Source organism: Limnohabitans sp. WS1 (assembly GCF_003063265.1).
GTDB lineage: Bacteria > Pseudomonadota > Gammaproteobacteria > Burkholderiales > Burkholderiaceae_C > Limnohabitans_A.
The window spans coordinates 283,327-301,026 of the sequence record NZ_NERU01000003.1; the positions used below are offsets into that span (position 1 = coordinate 283,327).

Here is a 17,700-nt window from a genome sequence, read left to right on the forward strand (position 1 = left end):
ATCCCCGTAAATCAGGACAGCTTGATGCGCAATCCTCTGGAAGTCGCGATGACATCGGCTTACCGCTGGCGGCTCCATCGCAACGTCCTGATTTACATTGTTTTTTTGTTGGTCTTGATTGGTGCTTTGGCGTGGGCCGAGCATTTGGGTTTATCACGAAACCTGATTGGTCCGATTTTCCTTTTCAGCACCGTGATGATTTATGCCTTGATTGGCATTGCTGGCAGAACCACGGATGAGGATGAGTACTACGTCGCTGGTCGGCGCATACCGGCCATGTACAACGGTATGGCCACTGCTGCCGATTGGATGAGTGCGGCCTCCTTCATCAGTCTGGCGGGTGCGCTGTACCTCCAAGGTTTTTCAGGAAGTGGTAACCAGCCCGGGGGCTTGGCTTATGTGATCGGATGGACGGGAGGCTTTTGCTTGGTGGCGCTTTTGATTGCGCCCCATTTGCGGGTCATGCGTTTGTACACCTTGCCGGATTATTTTGACCAACGCTTTGGTGGCCGTTGGCCTCGTGTGATTGCAGCACTGGCATCTGTCTTGTGTTCATTCACTTATGTGGTGGCACAAATTTATGGCATTGGCCTGATTGCTTCACGCCTAACGGGGGTGCAGTTCGAAATAGGTATTTTGCTGGGACTGGGCGGTGTTCTGTTGTGTTCTTTTTTTGGGGGCATGCGTGCCATCACTTGGACTCAAGTGGCGCAATACATCATGCTGCTGCTGGCCTTTTTGATTCCCGTGTCGTGGTTGGCCTACAAGCAATTGGGTAACCCTGCAGCCCCTTTTGTGTATGGCTCCCAGTTATCTGCCATCGCCAGCATTGAGCAGCGCTTGATGGACGACCCGGCAGAGCACGAGGTCAGACGCGAATACGCCCAGCGTGCCAAGATGTTTGCAGTTCGCTTGCAGGATGTGGATGCTGCCATGCAAGATTTGCGTCTGGAGTTGGAAGAAAAAATTCAGATCCTCAAAGCGCAAGGGGCTGATTTTTCGACCATTGCTCAAGTGCGTCGTGAGCTTTTGGCGGTGCCTCGTGATGCGTCTACCGCTCGCGAACAATGGACACGCGCCATGCATGACAATTTAGAAAGGGCGCGACCCTTGGGAGGCATGCCGCCACATGCCAAAGCTTACACCGGGGATCCTGATGGTGGACTCGCTCAGGAACGCTTGTTCAGTGAGTCAAGACTGAATTTTTTGGCATTGATTTTTTGCCTCATGATTGGTACGGCCGGTTTGCCGCATCTTTTGACCCGGTTTTACACCTTGCCATCGGTCGCTGAAACACGAACCTCAGTGGCTTGGTCCTTGTTTTTCATCGCATTGATTTATTTGTGCGTGCCTGCTTTGGCTGTCTTGGTCAAATTCGAGGTGCTCAACAATTTGGTTGGCCAAAGTTTTTCTGATTTACCCAGTTGGATGGCCCAATGGGCACGACTCGACCCTGCCTTGGTTTCTTTCTCGGATGTCAATGGTGATGGCGTGTTGCAGTTGGGTGAACTCAAGTTGGGGGCGGACATGATCATGTTGGCCACCCCCGAATTAGGGGGTATGCCATTTGTGGTGTCTGGCTTGGTTGCTGCAGGGGGCTTGGCCGCTGCACTGTCAACCGCTGATGGTTTGCTTTTGACCATCAGCAATGCGGTGGTCCGTGACATGCGTCCGAGTGGTCTTAAGGGCCCCAAGTCATCTGAGGGTCGGGTCATTTTGTCCAAATTCGCGTTGCTTGCCGTAGCCATGGTGGCCGCTGTGGTGGCAGCCTTCAAGCCAGCCGAAATATTGGCCTTGGTCTCTGCTTCGTTCTCTTTGGCAGCCTCTGCTTTTTTCCCCAGTATGGTGTTGGGCATGACCTGGCCGCGAGTACATCGCGTGGCGGTCATCCTGGGCATGTTGTCTGGCTTAGGCTTGACCATGTTTTACATGGTGTTGAATGCGCCAGGATTCAGGCACTTTTTCCAAATGGATCCGTTCTCGGGGCTATGGTGGGGAATTCAGCCCATGTCTGCAGGCGTATTTGGTGTTCCACTGGGTTTTGTGGTGATCGCATTAGGAACTTGGATGATTCCAAAGCGGTGGGTTGAACCGGCTGCGCAGATTCAAGTGTTGGCCACAGAGGCCAGGGATGCCTATCCGGGTTTGTGATTTCAGGCTATAATCTTAGGCTTTCCCTTGCCGCACCCCGACCAGACGCTGGGGGCGGCTTTTCCAACCTTTTGGGTTAACCGCAAGGAGTCTCAATGCGTCATTACGAAATCATTTTGCTGATCCATCCCGATCAGTCCGAACAAGTTCCAGCCATGCTGGAGCGTTACAAAGGCATGATCGTTGCCGGTGGTGGTGCGATCCACCGCGTTGAAGACTGGGGTCGCCGTCAATTGGCGTACCAGATCAACAAGCTGGGCAAAGCACATTACCTTTGCGTGAACATTGAAGCCGACCAAGCTGTGATGGCTGAACTCGAACACGCCTTTAAGTTCAACGATGCCGTGCTGCGTCACCTGACCGTTCTGAAGAAAAAAGCCGATACCGGTCCTTCATCCATGATGAAGACCGTCGAGCGCGAAGAAGCCCGCAAGTCACAACAAGCCGAATTCGCTGCTTGACACGTGCTTGTTGAGGAGTGAACCGTACCGAACTGACCGCCTGTATTGCCGAGCAAGCCGCTTTGCGATACACCCCCGCCGGATTGCCTGCTTTGGACTTGATTCTGGAGCATGCCTCTGAAATTCAAGAGGCAGGGCAAATGCGCAAAATCCAGTTAAAACTTCGTGCCTTGGCCTTCGGGTCACTCGCTGAAAGACTGGTCAAGCAATCGGTAGGCAGTGTTTGGTCGTTTAAAGGCTTTTTGGCCACCCCTCGACAAGGCAAAAGTGTCGTGTTGCACATTCAAGAGTTTCAGCAAGATTAATTTCAGGAGGCCCCATGGCCACGTTCAAAAAATTCAACAAAGACAAGCGCCCCAAGCGCAACACCCAGTCACTGCTGTTCAAGCGCAAGCGCTTTTGCCGCTTCACAGTGACCGGTGTCGAAGAAATCGACTACAAAGATGTGGACACTTTGCGTGACTTCATCGCCGAAAACGGCAAGATCATTCCCGCACGTTTGACTGGCACCCGTGCCATTTTCCAGCGTCAACTCAACACAGCCATCAAGCGTGCACGCTTCTTGGCCATGTTGCCCTACACCGACCAGCACAAAGTCTAAGGAGTCCAACCATGCAAATCATTCTGCTCGAAAAGGTTGTGAACCTGGGTAATCTGGGCGATATCGTCAAAGTCAAAGACGGCTACGCTCGCAACTTTCTGATCCCTCAGGGTCGTGCTCGTCGTGCCACCGAAGCCAACAAGGCCGAGTTCGAAGCACGCCGTGTTGAACTTGAAAAAGCCGCAGCTGCCAAATTGGCCGATGCACAAGCCCAAGGCGAAAAACTCGCTGGCTTGGTCATCAAGTTGTCTCAAAAAGCGGGTGTGGATGGCCGTTTGTTTGGTTCCGTGACCAACAACGACATCGCCGATGCGCTGAACAAGCAAGGCTACAAACTGCTCAAGTCGCAGATTCGTATGCCCATGGGCCCGATCAAAACCGTCAGCGAATCTTCTGTTGCTGTGGCTTTGCACACCGATGTGGTGGTTGATGTGACAGTGTCCGTGCTCGGCGAAACTGCCTGATCACTGCAACGTTCTGAGAAAGCCGCCTGGCCTTGTGCTTGGCGGCTTTTTTGTTGGAGTTTGATGCCGCCCGGATTGACTTTTATTGTGTGGGTCACCGAATAATCAAAGTCTAGCTGTCGCTTTATTTCGATCAATTTCCTACTTTCACCTCTACCATGGCCTTTTAAAGCCATTCATCCATGTCCGCTGCATTTTCCCCACCTCTGAACACTTTCCCTGCTGATCTGTCCACGGACAGCCAAGTGGCCAAGTTGCGTGTGCCGCCTCATTCCATTGAGGCCGAGTCAAGTGTTTTGGGTGGACTTTTGCTGGACAACAGTGCTTGGGATCGAGTGGGTGATTTGCTGGTTGACAATGACTTTTACCGCCACGAGCACAAATTGATTTACGCAGCGATTGGTGCATTGATCAATGCATCCAAACCTGCAGACGTGATCACCGTCAACGAACAGTTGCAAAATTTGGGCAAGGCCGAGGAAATGGGGGGCTTGGGTTACCTCAACTCACTGGCCCAATACGTGCCCAGCGCCAGCAATATTCGTCGTTATGCCGAGATCGTTCGTGAGCGGTCTATTTTGCGAAAACTGGTGACAGCCAGTGACGAAATTGCCACCAACGCGTTCAACCCGCAAGGCAAAGCGATTGATCGCATACTCGACGAAGCCGAGCAAAAAATCTTCAACATCGGTGAAGAAGGCTCTCGCATGAAGCAGGGCTTCCAGTCGATGGACACGCTGGTGGTGGAGTTGCTCGACCGGGTGCAGGAGATGGCCAACAACCCGAATGAAGTCACGGGTGTCCCCACTGGGTTTTACGATTTAGACCGCATGACTTCGGGTTTGCAGGCAGGAGACATGGTGGTTTTGGCCGCACGTCCATCCATGGGTAAAACGGCTTTTGCCATCAACATCGCTGAACATGTGGCCTTGAACGAAGGTTTGCCCGTGGCGGTTTTCTCAATGGAAATGGGGGCGTCTCAATTGGCCGTGCGTGTGGTGGGCTCGATTGGGCGCATTGACCAAGGCCATTTGCGCACAGGCAAGCTGACCGACGATGAATGGCCTCGTTTGACTGAAGCCATCGAAAAATTGCGCACTGTGTCTTTGCACATTGACGAAACACCCGGTTTGACGCCTTCTGAGTTGCGTGCCAATGCCCGTCGTCTGTCGCGTCAATGCGGCAAGCTCGGATTGATCGTGGTGGACTACTTGCAACTCATGAGCGGTTCAGGTGGTTCGGGCGGCGACAACCGCGCCACAGAATTGGGCGAAATTTCTCGGGGCCTGAAAATGTTGGCCAAGGAATTGCAATGCCCAGTGATTGCGTTGTCACAGCTCAACCGAAGCGTGGAACAGCGCACCGACAAACGACCCATGATGAGCGATTTGCGTGAGTCAGGCGCCATCGAGCAGGATGCCGACATCATCATGTTCATCTACCGTGACGATTATTACAACAAAGACTCCAAAGACCCTGGGGTGGCTGAAATCATCATTGGCAAGCAGCGAAATGGCCCCACAGGCACGGTCCGATTGACCTTCCTGAAGAACCTGACACGCTTTGAAAGCCTGGCCTCGGGTCTGAGTGACGATTACTGAGACCCGAGCAAGTCCATGCCCGAGAGTGCTTAAAGCGCGTCACTGGCAAAGTCGGCCAAGCGAGAACGTTCGCCTCGTGCCAAGGTGATGTGTCCCCCATGGGCCCAACCCTTGAAGCGGTCGACCGCATAGGTTAAGCCCGAGGAGCCTTCCGTCAAATAAGGTGTGTCGATTTGGGCCAAGTTGCCCATGCAAATGATTTTGGTTCCAGGGCCAGCACGGGTGATCAGGGTTTTCATTTGCTTGGGTGTGAGGTTTTGAGCCTCATCAATGATCACGTACTTGTTCATGAAAGTGCGTCCGCGCATGAAGTTCATGCTTTTGATCTTGATGCGGCTTTTGATGAGCTCGTTGGTGGCCGCACGTCCCCATTCGCCTGAATTGCCACCATCACCTTTGGCCAAAAACTCCAAGTTGTCGTCAAGTGCACCCATCCACGGCCCCATTTTTTCTTCCTCAGTGCCTGGCAAAAATCCAATGTCTTCACCCACACTCACAGTGGCTCGGGTCATGATGATTTCGGTGTATCGGCGGTCATCTAACACTTGGGTCAGGCCAGCGGCCAGTGCCATCAATGTTTTGCCCGTTCCAGCCGTGCCCGCCAGGGTCACAAAATCAATGTCCGGATCGGTGAGCAAGTTGACAGCGAAATTTTGTTCGCGGTTGCGAGCGGTCACGCCCCAAATGGCATTTTTTTGATGACCAAAGTCTTTTAATGTACGCAAAACCGCAGTTTTGCCCCGTATTTCTGAAACCCGAGCATAGAGGCTGGGCTCACCGGGCGCTTCGAAATAGACGAATTGGTTGATGAACAGGTTGGGCACAATAGGCCCTGTAATTCGGTAATAGGTGTGTGTGCCTTGTTGCCAGCTTTCCACTGTTTTGCCATTTTTAACCCAAAAATCAGCTGGTAAAGCCAGCGAACCCGGGTAAAGCAAATCGCCGTCTTCCAAAGTCTTGTCGTTTTGGTAGTCCTCGGCTTGCAGGCCCAAGGCTCGCGCTTTCACGCGCATGTTGATGTCTTTGGACACCAACACGACTTCACGCGGTGCATGGAGTTGCCCCAGCGCTTTGACCACGCCCAAAATTTGGTTATCGGCCTTGCCTTGGGGTAAGGCCAGAGGCAGGCTCAAGTCGAGGGCTTGGGTTTGGAAAAACAACTGACCCGTGGCATCTGTGTGGCCCGTGGCATTCAAGGCCGAGCCTTTGCTCAAGTCTTCTCCTTGACCTGATGCCAAGGCATCCAGCGAGCGGCTGGCTTGCCGCGCATTGCGAGCGACTTCGGTCATGCCTTTTTTGTGCCCATCCAGCTCTTCCAGCACGATCATGGGCAGGAAAACATCGTGTTCTTCAAAACGGAACAGACTCATGGGGTCATGCATCAGCACGTTGGTGTCCAGCACAAACAATTTGCTTGGACCTGTCTTGCGTTTAGCGCGGGGTGCAGCCGCCTGAGCAGGCGGTGTCTTGGCCGTGGGTGCAGCTGCCGTGGCGAGCTGAGGCGCTGGATCCGACGGGGCGGCCACCGCACTGGACTTGCGAGCGCGGGTGCTTCGTTTTGTCTCAGTGACCAAAGGGGCGCTGGCCGCAATCTTTTTGGTTGCTGCAGGTGCCGGGATACTTGAAGCAACTTCTGGCATAGCAGCCAATGGCGCTTGGGTCTCGATTTGAATCAAGGCTGTGCCTGGGCTGTCATCGTCGGAGGCGACCGAAGTGAAGGCGGCATGGGTCAAGCGGCTGGCGCGTTGTTTGGGGGCGGGTGGCAGTGGCATGTGCATTGACCTCGTCGGGAAAAGAACAGACAACAAAATAAAAAGCCGCCAGGAAATCCGGGCGGCTTTTCAATCGGGTCACAAGGGGCTGAATTCCAGCGTCATGAATTCATTATGCACGAGCCTTGTGTCACTCAATCAAGAAGGGTTCAAGCGACCACAGCGGCTTTTTTCAAGTCTTTGACCGCTTGCAAAACTTCTTCAACATGGCCCGGGACTTTGAGGCCGCGCCACTCTTGTTTCAAGGTGCCATCTGGCCCGATCAAGAAGGTGCTGCGCTCAATGCCTTTGACTTTTTTGCCGTACATGATTTTGTTTTTGACAACACCAAACATGTGGCACATTTTTTCTTCGGTGTCTGCGATCAACTCAAACGGCAATTCCAGCTTGGATTTGAAGTCGTCATGCGACTTCATGTTGTCTCGGGAAACACCCAAAACCAAGGCACCCGCTTTGACAAAATCCTTGTATTTGTCGCGAAATTGCATGGCTTCTGTGGTGCATCCTGGGGTATTGTCTTTGGGGTAGAAAAACAAAACAACGGTTTGACCGATGTGAGAGATGTTCGAAACTTTCAAGCCGGAGGTGGCGTTGGCTTCAAATTCGGGGAGGAGTTTGTTCAGAACGATCGCCATAAAACTTTGATCTCGCTTGACTGGTTGAGCGATGTGCACCTGGGTTGGTGTCAGCTTCGCTAAAGGCCTGTGGCCTCGACAACCCGCTATTTTACTCTGAACGCTTATCCATCTTGGCCAGTCCACCCGGGGATCAGTGGGCTATTGGAAATGGATGCTTTAGCGCTCCAATAAAAGAAGCGCCACCACTTTTCGACCTTCACTGGCCAAGATGTTGTAGGTGCGGCAAGCCGCTGCTGTGTCCATGGTCTCTAGGCCAATGCCTTGTTTCATGAGGGATGCCAGCCATGCAGGTTGCGGGAAGCGCAGGCGATGACCACTGCCAAAGATCACCAATTCGGCACCGCTTTGGGTCAGCCATTCAAAATTCTGCGCCTTGAGGTCCTCGAAGCGTGCGACCGGCCAAGCTTCAGGGCTTGCGCCCGGAAGACTGCTGACCTGAAGAGAATGGGTGAATTTTTGACCATTGACCTCCAACCACCCGGGACCGTAGGCGTTGATGGTGAGGCTGTTGGATTTGTCCGGTTGAAGTTTCATGCGGTTGTTGGTGAGGTGCAGAGCCAGTTGCCTCGAACAATGGAGATGCTGCTCAGGACGTTTTGGGTCGAAGTGGTCTTGAAATGTGGTCAAATTATAGGTTTTCTCCCTATTGCAAGTCCTTTTGGAGGCACTTTGAAGCCCATTCAGAAATCAGCCAAGCTCGCCAACGTTTGTTATGACATTCGCGGTCCCATCATGGACCGAGCCCGTCAAATGGAAGAAGACGGCCACAAGATCATCAAACTGAACATCGGCAACCTGGCGGTTTTTGGTTTTGATGCGCCCGAAGAGATTCAGCAGGACATGATCCGCAACTTGCCCAACTCGGCAGGTTACTCGGACAGCAAAGGCATTTTTGCGGCTCGCAAGGCCGTGATGCACGAGACCCAAAAGCAAGGCATTTTGGGCGTCACGCTGGACGACATTTACTTGGGCAACGGGGCCAGCGAATTGATCGTGATGGCCACCAACGGCTTGCTCGACGATGGCGACGAGTTGCTCTTGCCCTCACCCGATTACCCTTTGTGGACGGCCGCGGCCAGTTTGTCGGGCGGCACGCCCGTGCATTACCGCTGCGATGAAGCCAATGGCTGGATGCCCGATTTGGCCGACATCCGTGCCAAAGTCACACCGCGGACCAAGGGCATTGTGGTCATCAACCCCAACAACCCCACGGGGGCTTTGTATGCCGACGAATTGCTGTTGGGCATTGTGGCCATCGCCCGTGAATACGGCCTGGTGATTTTTGCTGACGAGGTGTACGACAAGGTTTTGTACGATGGCGTCAAGCACACGCCTTTGGGCAGTTTGTCGCAAGACGTTCTGACCCTGACCTTCAACTCCTTGTCCAAAAGTTACCGCTCGTGCGGTTACCGGGCGGGCTGGATGGTGATTTCGGGTGACAAGAAAAGAGCCCGTGATTACATCGAGGGCCTGAACATGCTCTCCAACATGCGTTTGTGCGCCAACGTACCGGGCCAGTGGGCCATCCAGACAGCCTTGGGTGGACATCAGAGCATCAATGAACTGGTAGGCGAGGGCGGTCGTCTGCGCAAGCAACGTGACCTGGCGCACCAACTGATCACCGCCATACCTGGCGTCAGCTGTGTCAAGCCCCGTGCGGCTTTGTACATGTTCCCCAAACTCGATCCGAAAATCTATCCGGTGCAGGACGACCAGGACTTTTTCTTGCAACTGCTGGAAGAAACCAAGGTCATGCTGGTTCAGGGCACGGGCTTCAACTGGCCCGATGCCGACCATTTCCGGATCGTATTTTTGCCGCATGAAGACGACCTGCGCGAAGCCATTGGCCGCGTGGCGCGGTTCCTCGAAAGCGCTCGCAAGCGTTTTGGCACCGACAAATTGGTGGCCTGATTTTTTCAAGAAATGCCTGGCTTGGCTGGGCGCAACGTTAAAGAGAAGTGAATGAAACCGATCAAAGTGGGCCTCTTGGGCATTGGGACTGTTGGCAGTGGCACCTTCAACGTGCTCCAGCGCAACCAGCAAGAAATTCAGCGCCGTGCCGGCCGTGGCATTGAAATCGCCATGGTGGCCGATCTGGATGTGGCGCGTGCTCAGGCCCTGGTGGGTGAGGGCGTTCAGGTGGTGGCCGATGCCCGTGCCGTGATTGCCAACCCCGAGATCGACATCGTGATCGAGCTGATTGGCGGCTACGGCATTGCCAAAGCCCTGGTCATGGAAGCCATTGCCGCAGGCAAACATGTGGTCACGGCCAACAAGGCCTTGCTGGCCGTGCACGGCACCGAGATTTTTGCGGCGGCCCAGGCCAAAGGCGTGATGGTGGCGTTTGAAGCCGCCGTGGCAGGCGGCATCCCGATCATCAAAGCGCTGCGCGAGGGCTTGACCGCCAACAGCATCCAGTGGGTGGCCGGCATCATCAACGGCACGACCAACTTCATCCTCTCCGAGATGCGCGACAAGGGCTTGGACTTTGGCGTGGTGCTCAAGGAAGCCCAGCGCCTGGGTTATGCCGAAGCTGATCCGACCTTTGACATCGAGGGCGTGGACGCCGCGCACAAAGTGACTCTGATGAGTGCGATCGCGTTTGGCATTCCGGTGCAGTTTGACAAAGCCTATGTCGAAGGCATCACCAAGCTGGGCGCGGCCGACATCAAATACGCCGAGCAATTGGGCTACCGAATCAAGCTCTTGGGCATCACCAAACGCACCGCGCAAGGCATTGAGTTGCGCGTGCACCCCAGCCTGGTGCCTACACAACGGCTGATCGCCAATGTTGAAGGTGCTATGAACGCCGTCATGGTGCAGGGTGACGCCGTGGGCACCACCTTGTATTACGGCAAAGGCGCAGGCTCCGAGCCCACCGCCAGCGCGGTGATTGCCGACTTGGTGGACATCACCCGTTTGCACACCGCCGACCCCCTCAACCGCGTGCCGCACCTGGCTTTCCAGCCGGGGGCGATGAGCGATTTGAGTGTTTTGCCCATGTCCGAAGTCGTGACCAGTTATTACCTGCGTTTGCGCGTGGCCGACCAAGCGGGCGTGCTGGCCAAGCTGACCGGTTTGCTGGCCGAAGCGGGTATCAGCATCGACGCCGTCTTGCAGCGCGAGGCCGATCAGGTCAGCCAAGCAGGTGAAAACCAGACCGACGTGATCATCCTGACCCACGACACCCGCGAAGGCACCTTGAATGATGTGCTGGCCCAAATGCAGGCCTTGCCCACCGTCATGGCGCCCATCGTGCGCATTCGCAAGGAAGAGTTGAACTGATGCGTTACCTGTCGACCCGCGGCCACGCCGACCGCAAACAATTTTGTGAAATCCTGCTCGAAGGGCTGGCACCGGACGGCGGCTTGTACCTGCCTGAAAGCTACCCCCAGCTGGATGCCGACAAGCTCCAGGCGTTGCGTCAGGTCTGGCAAAGCCGTGGCTATGCAGCTCTGGCGTTTGAAGTGCTGTCGCTCTACATCGACGACATTCCTGCCGCCGACCTGAAAGCGCTGTGCGAGAAAACCTACACCGAAGCGGTGTTTGGCACCCCGCAGATCGTTCCGCTCAAGCCCTTGCAGGCCGCAGGTTCGCCCCAGCCAGAGTTGTATTTGGAAGCCTTGTCCAATGGCCCCACCTTGGCCTTCAAGGACATGGCCATGCAGTTGCTGGGCAACTTGTTCGAGTACGAACTGGCCCGTCGGGGCGAAGAGCTGAATATTTTGGGCGCGACATCCGGCGACACCGGCAGCGCGGCCGAATACGCCATGCGTGGCAAGGCCGGTGTGCGTGTGTTCATGACCAGCCCCAATGGCCGCATGAGTCCGTTCCAGCAAGCGCAGATGTTCAGCCTGCTCGACGAGAACATCCACAACATCGCCATCGACGGCGTGTTCGACGACTGCCAGGACATCGTCAAAGCCGTCTCCAACGATCTGGATTTCAAGCGCCAATACAAAATCGGTACCGTCAACTCCATCAATTGGGCACGCTTGCTGGCCCAAGTGGTGTATTACTTTGCCGGTTACTTCCAGGCCACCCAAAGCAATGACCAGAAGGTCAGCTTCACGGTGCCCAGCGGTAATTTTGGCAACGTCTGCGCCGGTCATGTAGCCCGCATGATGGGCTTGCCGATTGACCGCTTGGTCGTGGCCACCAACGAAAATGATGTGCTCGACGAGTTTTTCCGCACCGGCATTTACCGCGTGCGTGGCACGGCCGACACGCATGAAACCTCCAGCCCCTCCATGGACATTTCCAAGGCTAGCAACTTCGAACGCTTTGTGTTCGATTTGTTGGAGCGCGATGGTGCCCAAACCAAAGCCATTTTTGGCGAAGGTTTGTCCCGCCATGGTTTCTTTGATTTGTCGGGCGACCCACGCTTTGCCCAAGCCGCCGCCACCTACGGTTTTGACAGCGGACGCAGCACCCATGGCGACCGCTTGAAGACCATTCAACAGGTGTTTGCCACCTATGGCGTGATGATCGACACCCACACCGCCGACGGCGTGAAAGTGGCCAAGGAGCATCTGGATTCGCAGGTGCCCATGATCGTGCTGGAAACCGCCTTGCCCATCAAGTTTGCCGCCACCATCGTCGAAGCCTTGGGCCGCCAGCCTGAGCGCCCAGCGCAGTTTGAAGGCATCGAAGCCTTGCCCAAACGTGTTCAGGTCATGGCGGCGGATGTCGACTTGATCAAGGCTTACATCACACAACACTGCGACTGACTTTCATGAGCACTGCCCCACGCGCCCCGTTGATGTCGCTTGACGACGCCTTGCAAGCCTTGTTGGCGCACATCCAACCCTTGACCACAGTGGAGTCTGTGGCCACGCTGGACGCCGACGGACGCATCCTGGCCCAAGACCTTGTGTCCGCCTTGCAAGTGCCCGCTTTTGACAATTCATCCATGGACGGTTATGCCGTGCGCAGTGCGGATGTGCAGCACCTGGGCAGCGAGTTGACTGTGACGCAGCGCATTGCCGCAGGCCACTTTGGTGAGGCCTTGCTGCCGGGTCAAGCCGCGCGTATTTTCACAGGCGCACCTGTGCCACCTGGGGCGGATGCGATTGTGATGCAAGAGCAAACCGAAGCCGTGCCGGGACAAGACGCCACACGGGTGCGTTTTTTGACCACCGCCGAGGCGGGGCAATGGGTGCGCCGCAGTGGCGAAGATGTTCGTGCAGGCGAGACTGTGCTGCAGCGTGGCCAAAAACTGGGGCCCGCGCAATTGGGATTGGCCGCCAGTTTGGGCCTGTCCCATCTGCAGGTTGTTGCCCGGCCCAAAGTGGCTTTGTTTTCGACCGGTGACGAGTTGGTCATGCCCGGTGATGTGGCCCCTGCCGACATGCCGCCCGGGTCCATCTACAACTCGAACCGTTTTTTCCTGCGGGCTTTGTTGCACCGATTGGGCTGCGAGGTGAGCGATTTGGGCATCGTCCCGGATCGCCGCGAGGCCACTGTCGCCGCACTGAAAACAGCCGCTGACCACCACGACTTGATTGTCACCAGCGGTGGCGTATCGGTGGGTGAGGAAGACCACGTCAAACCGGCGGTTCAATCACTCGGCGAGTTGGCGCTTTGGCAAATTGCCATGAAGCCGGGCAAGCCTTTTGCCTACGGCCATGTTCGGCGTGAGACGGCCTCGGGTGCGGCACATTTTGTAGGCTTGCCTGGCAACCCGGTGTCAAGCTTCATCACCTTTTTGCTCTTGGTGAAACCCTTGATTTTGGCGCTGCAAGGATCGGCGTCAGCGCCGCCCGTGCCGTACCGCTTGCCGGCCCACTTTGATTTGCTCAAGGCTGACAAGCGGCGTGAATTTTTGCGCGTTCGCCGCAATGCACAAGGTGGACTCGATTTGTTTCCGAACCAAAGCTCCGGCGTTTTGACCTCGGTTGTCTGGGGCGATGGCGTGGTCGATAACCCGGCGGGTCACACCATTGCCCATGGTGACTTGCTCAATTTTTGGTCCTTTTCAGAATGGCTGTCATGAAAATTCAGCTGCGTTATTTCGCCTCACTGCGTGAAACCATCGGTGTGGGCAGCGAAACCCTAGAGACTTCGGCTGCCGATGTGGCGAGCTTGCGCCAAACGCTCATTGAAAGGGGTGGCGTGTATGCTCAATGCTTGGCCCTGGGTTTGCCGGTGCGGGTGGCCGTCAACCAAATCATGGCCAGTGACGCTACACCACTGACGGCTGATTGCGAAGTGGCGTTTTTTCCACCCGTGACGGGGGGCTGATCACATGCTGACGTCCCAAGTGACCATTCAGACCGAAGACTTCGATCTGTCGCAAGAAATCATCACCCTGCGTGCACAAGACTTGCGTGTAGGCGCTGTGTGCAGTTTTGTGGGCACCGTGCGCGACACCCGTGCACTCACCGGGCAGCCCGCCGACGAGGTGCAGGCCATGGAACTTGAGCATTACCCCGGCATGACCGAAAAATCGATCGAGGCCATGATCGAGCAAGCCCACCAGCGCTTTGATTTTTACGCCGCCCGCATCGTGCACCGCGTGGGTCGTTTGTTGCCCGCAGACCAAATTGTGTTGGTGGCCGTGACCTCGGCGCACCGTGGTGAGAGTTTCAAGGCCTGTGAGTTTTTGATGGATTACCTCAAAACCCAAGCGCCATTCTGGAAAAAAGAGCAAACACCTCAGGGCGCACAGTGGGTCGATGCCCGGGTGTCAGACGATGCGGCTTTGGCCCGCTGGGGCATCGCCGCAAGCAATGCCTGAGGGTCGGCGCTCAATGGCTGTAGCGAGGTGGTGAGGGTGCCAGCAATGGCGCTGCCTCAGTGGGTTTGACCACGGCCGTCAACCCCCATTGGGCTTTGTCGGCCGCCTGCTGAATCAGGTGAACCATGCCGTGCACCAAGCTCACCTGAAGGCGTAACTGACACGAACGCACTTGCTGCGGGTCGGTTTTGTCTTCGAAGCTGATTTCCATTCCACCTTTGGCCAAAATGCTCAAGTGCGCGTCGGTGATCAGCATGGGCTCACTGCCCAAAGGCAATTGTGTGGCCTGGGTCTCAAACGGGGTTGAAAAATCGGCTTTTTGTAAAAAAGCATCCCGCTTGAGTTCGCTCAAAAGTTGTTGTGATGCGCTGTCAGGCGCGGCGACACCCGGCTGCGCTGCCTCGAGTCGAGCGGCGGATTGTTCAATCGCAGGCATGAACCTTTGGGTCATGCGGCGGGTCAGCCAAAACCTGAATTCCTGACTGTCCTGGGTGTTCAGTCGCAACAACAGACGGTCTTGTCGCTCGTCGTGGAGAACGGAAAGTTGATGAATGTTCATACTTTTGATTCTAGACAAAGTGCGGTGCCCAGTCGGTCTTGAAAATGTAACTTTCAGCACAAGCTGAATGGCATTGGAGAACCACACATGCGAACTGACAAACTCACGACCAAATTTCAAGAGGCCCTGTCCGACGCCCAGTCGCTGGCCTTGGGAAAAGACCATGCCTACATCGAAGCGGTGCACGTCTTGTCCACCATGCTCAAACAAGAAGACGGCCCCAAAGCCATTTTGTTGCGAGCAGGCGTTCAGGTGCCCGCTTTGCTGCAGTCGGTGGATGCGGCCATTGCACGCCTGCCTCAGGTGACGGGGCAAGACCAAGTGCAGGTTGGCCCCGATCTGGTCAAACTTCTGCAAGCGGCAGAAAAAGAATCCATCAAGCGCGGTGATGCGTTCATTGCGGGTGAGCTGTTTTTGTTGGCTTTGACAGAAAGCAAATCTGAGGCCGGTCGCTTGGCCAAAGAGCACGGGCTCAACCGTAAAAATCTGGAAAGCGCTATCGCGGCTGTTCGTGGTGGGCAAACCGTGGGCAGTGCCGACGCCGAAGGCCAGCGCGAGGCCCTCAAAAAATACTGCATCGACCTGACTGAGCGTGCTCGCATGGGCAAGCTCGATCCGGTGATCGGCCGTGACGATGAAATCCGCCGTGCCATTCAGGTCCTGCAGCGGCGAACCAAAAATAACCCGGTTTTGATTGGTGAACCCGGCGTTGGCAAAACGGCCATTGTGGAAGGTTTGGCCCAGCGCATTGTGGCTGGGGAAGTGCCTGACTCGCTCAAGGGCAAACGCGTGCTGTCGCTGGACATGGCTGCTTTGCTTGCCGGTGCCAAGTTTCGAGGCGAGTTTGAGGAGCGCCTGAAAACCGTGCTCAGCGAACTGGCCAAAGACGAAGGCCAAACCATCGTGTTCATCGACGAGTTGCACACCATGGTGGGCGCAGGCAAAGCCGAAGGCGCCATGGACGCGGGCAACATGCTCAAGCCCGCACTGGCCCGGGGTGAACTCCATTGTGTGGGCGCAACCACCTTGGACGAATACCGCAAATACATCGAAAAAGACGCGGCCCTGGAGCGTCGTTTTCAAAAAATTCTGGTCAACGAACCCACGGTGGAGGCCACCATTGCCATCTTGCGTGGTTTGCAAGAAAAGTACGAAATTCACCACGGCGTGGACATCACCGACCCGGCCATTGTGGCGGCGGCCGAGCTGAGCCACCGCTACATCACCGACCGGTTTTTGCCCGACAAGGCCATCGACTTGATCGACGAGGCAGCAGCCAAAATCAAGATCGAGATCGACTCCAAACCCGAAGTCATGGACAAGCTCGACCGCCGTTTGATCCAGTTGCAAATTGAGCGGGAGGCCGTGCGCCGGGAAAACGATGAGGCTTCGCAAAAACGCTTTGCCCTGATTGAAGAAGAAATTGTCAAACTGAAAAAGGAATCGGCCGATTTGGAAGAAATCTGGCGTGCTGAAAAATCGCAGGCCCAAGGTGGGCAACAGGTGCGTGAAGAAATCGACCACATCAAGCAGCAAATTGAAGAGTTGACCCGTCAAGGTGATTTCAACAAAGTGGCCGAGTTGCAATATGGCAAGTTGCCTGCTCTGGAAAAAACCCTGAAAGAAGTGCAAGCCAAAGAAGCCGCCCCCGGTGAAAAACCCAGCCACCGTTTGTTGCGCACGCAAGTGGGGGCTGAAGAAATCGCCGAAGTTGTCTCCCGTGCCACGGGCATTCCGGTGTCCAAAATGATGCAAGGTGAACGAGAAAAACTGCTTCAAATGGAAGACAAACTGCACCAACGCGTGGTCGGTCAAGACGAAGCCATTGCCGCCGTGGCCAATGCCATTCGCCGCTCTCGTTCGGGTTTGTCCGACCCGAATCGCCCCACGGGCTCCTTTCTTTTCCTGGGCCCGACGGGCGTGGGCAAAACAGAGTTGTGCAAAGCATTGGCTGGCTTTTTGTTTGACAGCGAAGACCACCTGATTCGCATGGACATGAGCGAATTCATGGAAAAGCACTCGGTCGCCCGGTTGATCGGTGCGCCTCCAGGTTATGTGGGTTACGAGGAGGGCGGATACCTGACCGAGGCCGTGCGTCGCAAGCCTTACAGCGTTCTGCTGCTCGACGAGGTCGAAAAAGCCCACCCGGATGTGTTCAACGTCTTGCTGCAAGTGCTCGACGATGGTCGCCTGACCGATGGCCAAGGCCGCACGGTGGACTTCAAAAACACCGTGATTGTGATGACCTCCAACTTGGGTTCACACCTCATTCAGTCCATGGTGGGCCAGCCGGTCGAAGACATCAAGGACGCGGTGTGGGACGAACTTAAGGCCCATTTTAGACCCGAGTTTCTCAACCGCATCGACGAAACCGTGGTCTTTCATGGTCTGGATGCCCAACACATCGCTGCCATCGCCCAGATTCAGTTGCAAGTCTTGCAAACTCGCCTGGCCCGCATGGATCTGACCTTGAAGGTCAGTGCAGCCGCGCTGTCTGAACTGGCCAAGGTCGGTTTTGACCCGGTCTTTGGGGCACGACCTTTGAAAAGGGCCATTCAGCAGCGCTTGGAAAATCCACTCTCCAAATTGCTGCTTGAGGGGCGTTTCCCGCCCAAGTGCACGATCGAGGTCTCGGTGGACCCGGTGCGGCATCCTGGATTGTTCGATTTCAAAGTGCTGGAGTGGTCTACCGAAGCCTGATGGCCTGACTTGGG

General features: G+C 55.6%; 17 protein-coding genes. 13 read left to right on the forward strand and 4 right to left on the reverse strand.

Going from position 1 to position 17,700, the window contains the following annotated elements:
- Positions 1-24 precede the first annotated feature (24 nt).
- From B9Z48_RS06915 to dnaB, 6 genes are all read left to right on the forward strand, one after another.
- Positions 25-2,151: a VC_2705 family sodium/solute symporter gene (locus B9Z48_RS06915; RefSeq protein WP_108377592.1), complete on the forward strand. Its 2,127-nt coding sequence runs from the start codon at positions 25-27 to the stop codon at positions 2,149-2,151.
- A gap of 95 nt (positions 2,152-2,246) precedes the next feature.
- Complete coding sequence (rpsF, locus tag B9Z48_RS06920) at positions 2,247-2,612, forward strand: 30S ribosomal protein S6 (RefSeq protein ID WP_089958179.1); 366 nt, start codon at positions 2,247-2,249, stop codon at positions 2,610-2,612.
- 17 nt (positions 2,613-2,629) lie between these two features.
- Positions 2,630-2,917: a primosomal replication protein N gene (gene priB / locus B9Z48_RS06925; protein ID WP_089958176.1), complete on the forward strand. Its 288-nt coding sequence runs from the start codon at positions 2,630-2,632 to the stop codon at positions 2,915-2,917.
- A gap of 14 nt (positions 2,918-2,931) precedes the next feature.
- Positions 2,932-3,213 (forward strand): 30S ribosomal protein S18, encoded by a 282-nt coding sequence (gene rpsR / locus B9Z48_RS06930; RefSeq protein ID WP_019427495.1) that lies wholly within the window; start codon positions 2,932-2,934, stop codon positions 3,211-3,213.
- A gap of 11 nt (positions 3,214-3,224) precedes the next feature.
- Positions 3,225-3,677, forward strand: coding sequence for a 50S ribosomal protein L9 (gene rplI / locus B9Z48_RS06935; RefSeq protein WP_089958172.1), 453 nt, complete (start codon positions 3,225-3,227; stop codon positions 3,675-3,677).
- Between the two features lie 182 nt (positions 3,678-3,859).
- A complete protein-coding gene (dnaB, locus tag B9Z48_RS06940) occupies positions 3,860-5,278 on the forward strand; it encodes a replicative DNA helicase (RefSeq protein WP_089958169.1) in 1,419 nt (472 codons plus the stop codon).
- Between the two features lie 29 nt (positions 5,279-5,307).
- Here dnaB and B9Z48_RS06945 read toward each other — a convergent pair whose 3' ends face one another.
- From B9Z48_RS06945 to B9Z48_RS06955, 3 genes are all read right to left on the reverse strand, one after another.
- Positions 5,308-7,050: a PhoH family protein gene (locus tag B9Z48_RS06945; RefSeq protein WP_108377655.1), complete on the reverse strand. Its 1,743-nt coding sequence runs from the start codon at positions 7,048-7,050 to the stop codon at positions 5,308-5,310.
- A gap of 149 nt (positions 7,051-7,199) precedes the next feature.
- Entirely contained in the window at positions 7,200-7,685 is a 486-nt protein-coding gene (locus tag B9Z48_RS06950; protein ID WP_089958165.1) for a peroxiredoxin, read from the reverse strand.
- Between the two features lie 159 nt (positions 7,686-7,844).
- Entirely contained in the window at positions 7,845-8,222 is a 378-nt protein-coding gene (locus B9Z48_RS06955; RefSeq protein ID WP_108377593.1) for an Mth938-like domain-containing protein, read from the reverse strand.
- A 135-nt stretch (positions 8,223-8,357) separates the two neighbouring features.
- Here B9Z48_RS06955 and B9Z48_RS06960 point away from each other — a divergent pair, with 135 nt between their 5' ends.
- Genes B9Z48_RS06960 through B9Z48_RS06985 form a run of 6 tightly spaced genes read left to right on the forward strand, consistent with a single transcriptional unit; the run spans position 8,358 to position 14,427 of the window.
- Positions 8,358-9,599 carry a pyridoxal phosphate-dependent aminotransferase gene (locus tag B9Z48_RS06960; RefSeq protein ID WP_108377594.1) on the forward strand — a complete coding sequence of 414 codons (1,242 nt, stop codon included), beginning with the start codon at positions 8,358-8,360 and terminating at the stop codon, positions 9,597-9,599.
- A gap of 51 nt (positions 9,600-9,650) precedes the next feature.
- Positions 9,651-10,973 carry a homoserine dehydrogenase gene (locus B9Z48_RS06965; protein WP_089958154.1) on the forward strand — a complete coding sequence of 441 codons (1,323 nt, stop codon included), beginning with the start codon at positions 9,651-9,653 and terminating at the stop codon, positions 10,971-10,973.
- Positions 10,973-12,418, forward strand: a complete 1,446-nt coding sequence (gene thrC / locus B9Z48_RS06970; protein WP_089958151.1) for a threonine synthase — start codon at positions 10,973-10,975, stop codon at positions 12,416-12,418. Before B9Z48_RS06965 ends, thrC begins: the two co-directional genes overlap by 1 nt.
- A 5-nt stretch (positions 12,419-12,423) precedes the next feature.
- A complete protein-coding gene (gene glp / locus B9Z48_RS06975) occupies positions 12,424-13,683 on the forward strand; it encodes a gephyrin-like molybdotransferase Glp (protein WP_108377595.1) in 1,260 nt (419 codons plus the stop codon).
- Positions 13,680-13,931, forward strand: coding sequence for a molybdopterin converting factor subunit 1 (moaD, locus tag B9Z48_RS06980; RefSeq protein WP_089958143.1), 252 nt, complete (start codon positions 13,680-13,682; stop codon positions 13,929-13,931). Before glp ends, moaD begins: the two co-directional genes overlap by 4 nt.
- Positions 13,932-13,935: 4 nt before the next feature.
- Positions 13,936-14,427 (forward strand): molybdenum cofactor biosynthesis protein MoaE, encoded by a 492-nt coding sequence (locus B9Z48_RS06985; protein WP_089958139.1) that lies wholly within the window; start codon positions 13,936-13,938, stop codon positions 14,425-14,427.
- 10 nt (positions 14,428-14,437) lie between these two features.
- Here the strand turns inward: B9Z48_RS06985 and B9Z48_RS06990 are convergent, their stop codons facing one another.
- A complete protein-coding gene (locus B9Z48_RS06990) occupies positions 14,438-14,986 on the reverse strand; it encodes a hypothetical protein (protein WP_089958135.1) in 549 nt (182 codons plus the stop codon).
- 87 nt (positions 14,987-15,073) lie between these two features.
- On the opposite strand from B9Z48_RS06990, the gene clpB reads away from it, so the two are divergent.
- Positions 15,074-17,686, forward strand: coding sequence for an ATP-dependent chaperone ClpB (gene clpB / locus B9Z48_RS06995; protein ID WP_108377596.1), 2,613 nt, complete (start codon positions 15,074-15,076; stop codon positions 17,684-17,686).
- Positions 17,687-17,700: the final 14 nt, after the last annotated feature.

Bases quoted from the DNA above. Each gene is read 5' to 3' on its own strand.
- B9Z48_RS06955 (WP_108377593.1), bottom strand. From the start codon at position 8,222: ATGAAACTTCAACCGGACAAATCCAACAGCCTCACCATCAACGCCTAC.
- B9Z48_RS06950 (WP_089958165.1), bottom strand. From the start codon at position 7,685: ATGGCGATCGTTCTGAACAAACTCCTCCCCGAATTTGAAGCCAACGCC.
- B9Z48_RS06965 (WP_089958154.1), top strand. From the start codon at position 9,651: ATGAAACCGATCAAAGTGGGCCTCTTGGGCATTGGGACTGTTGGCAGT.
- glp (WP_108377595.1), top strand. From the start codon at position 12,424: ATGAGCACTGCCCCACGCGCCCCGTTGATGTCGCTTGACGACGCCTTG.
- B9Z48_RS06915 (WP_108377592.1), top strand. From the start codon at position 25: ATGCGCAATCCTCTGGAAGTCGCGATGACATCGGCTTACCGCTGGCGG.
- B9Z48_RS06990 (WP_089958135.1), bottom strand. From the start codon at position 14,986: ATGAACATTCATCAACTTTCCGTTCTCCACGACGAGCGACAAGACCGT.
- clpB (WP_108377596.1), top strand. From the start codon at position 15,074: ATGCGAACTGACAAACTCACGACCAAATTTCAAGAGGCCCTGTCCGAC.
- moaD (WP_089958143.1), top strand. From the start codon at position 13,680: ATGAAAATTCAGCTGCGTTATTTCGCCTCACTGCGTGAAACCATCGGT.
- rpsR (WP_019427495.1), top strand. From the start codon at position 2,932: ATGGCCACGTTCAAAAAATTCAACAAAGACAAGCGCCCCAAGCGCAAC.
- thrC (WP_089958151.1), top strand. From the start codon at position 10,973: ATGCGTTACCTGTCGACCCGCGGCCACGCCGACCGCAAACAATTTTGT.
- rpsF (WP_089958179.1), top strand. From the start codon at position 2,247: ATGCGTCATTACGAAATCATTTTGCTGATCCATCCCGATCAGTCCGAA.
- dnaB (WP_089958169.1), top strand. From the start codon at position 3,860: ATGTCCGCTGCATTTTCCCCACCTCTGAACACTTTCCCTGCTGATCTG.
- B9Z48_RS06985 (WP_089958139.1), top strand. From the start codon at position 13,936: ATGCTGACGTCCCAAGTGACCATTCAGACCGAAGACTTCGATCTGTCG.
- B9Z48_RS06945 (WP_108377655.1), bottom strand. From the start codon at position 7,050: ATGCCACTGCCACCCGCCCCCAAACAACGCGCCAGCCGCTTGACCCAT.
- rplI (WP_089958172.1), top strand. From the start codon at position 3,225: ATGCAAATCATTCTGCTCGAAAAGGTTGTGAACCTGGGTAATCTGGGC.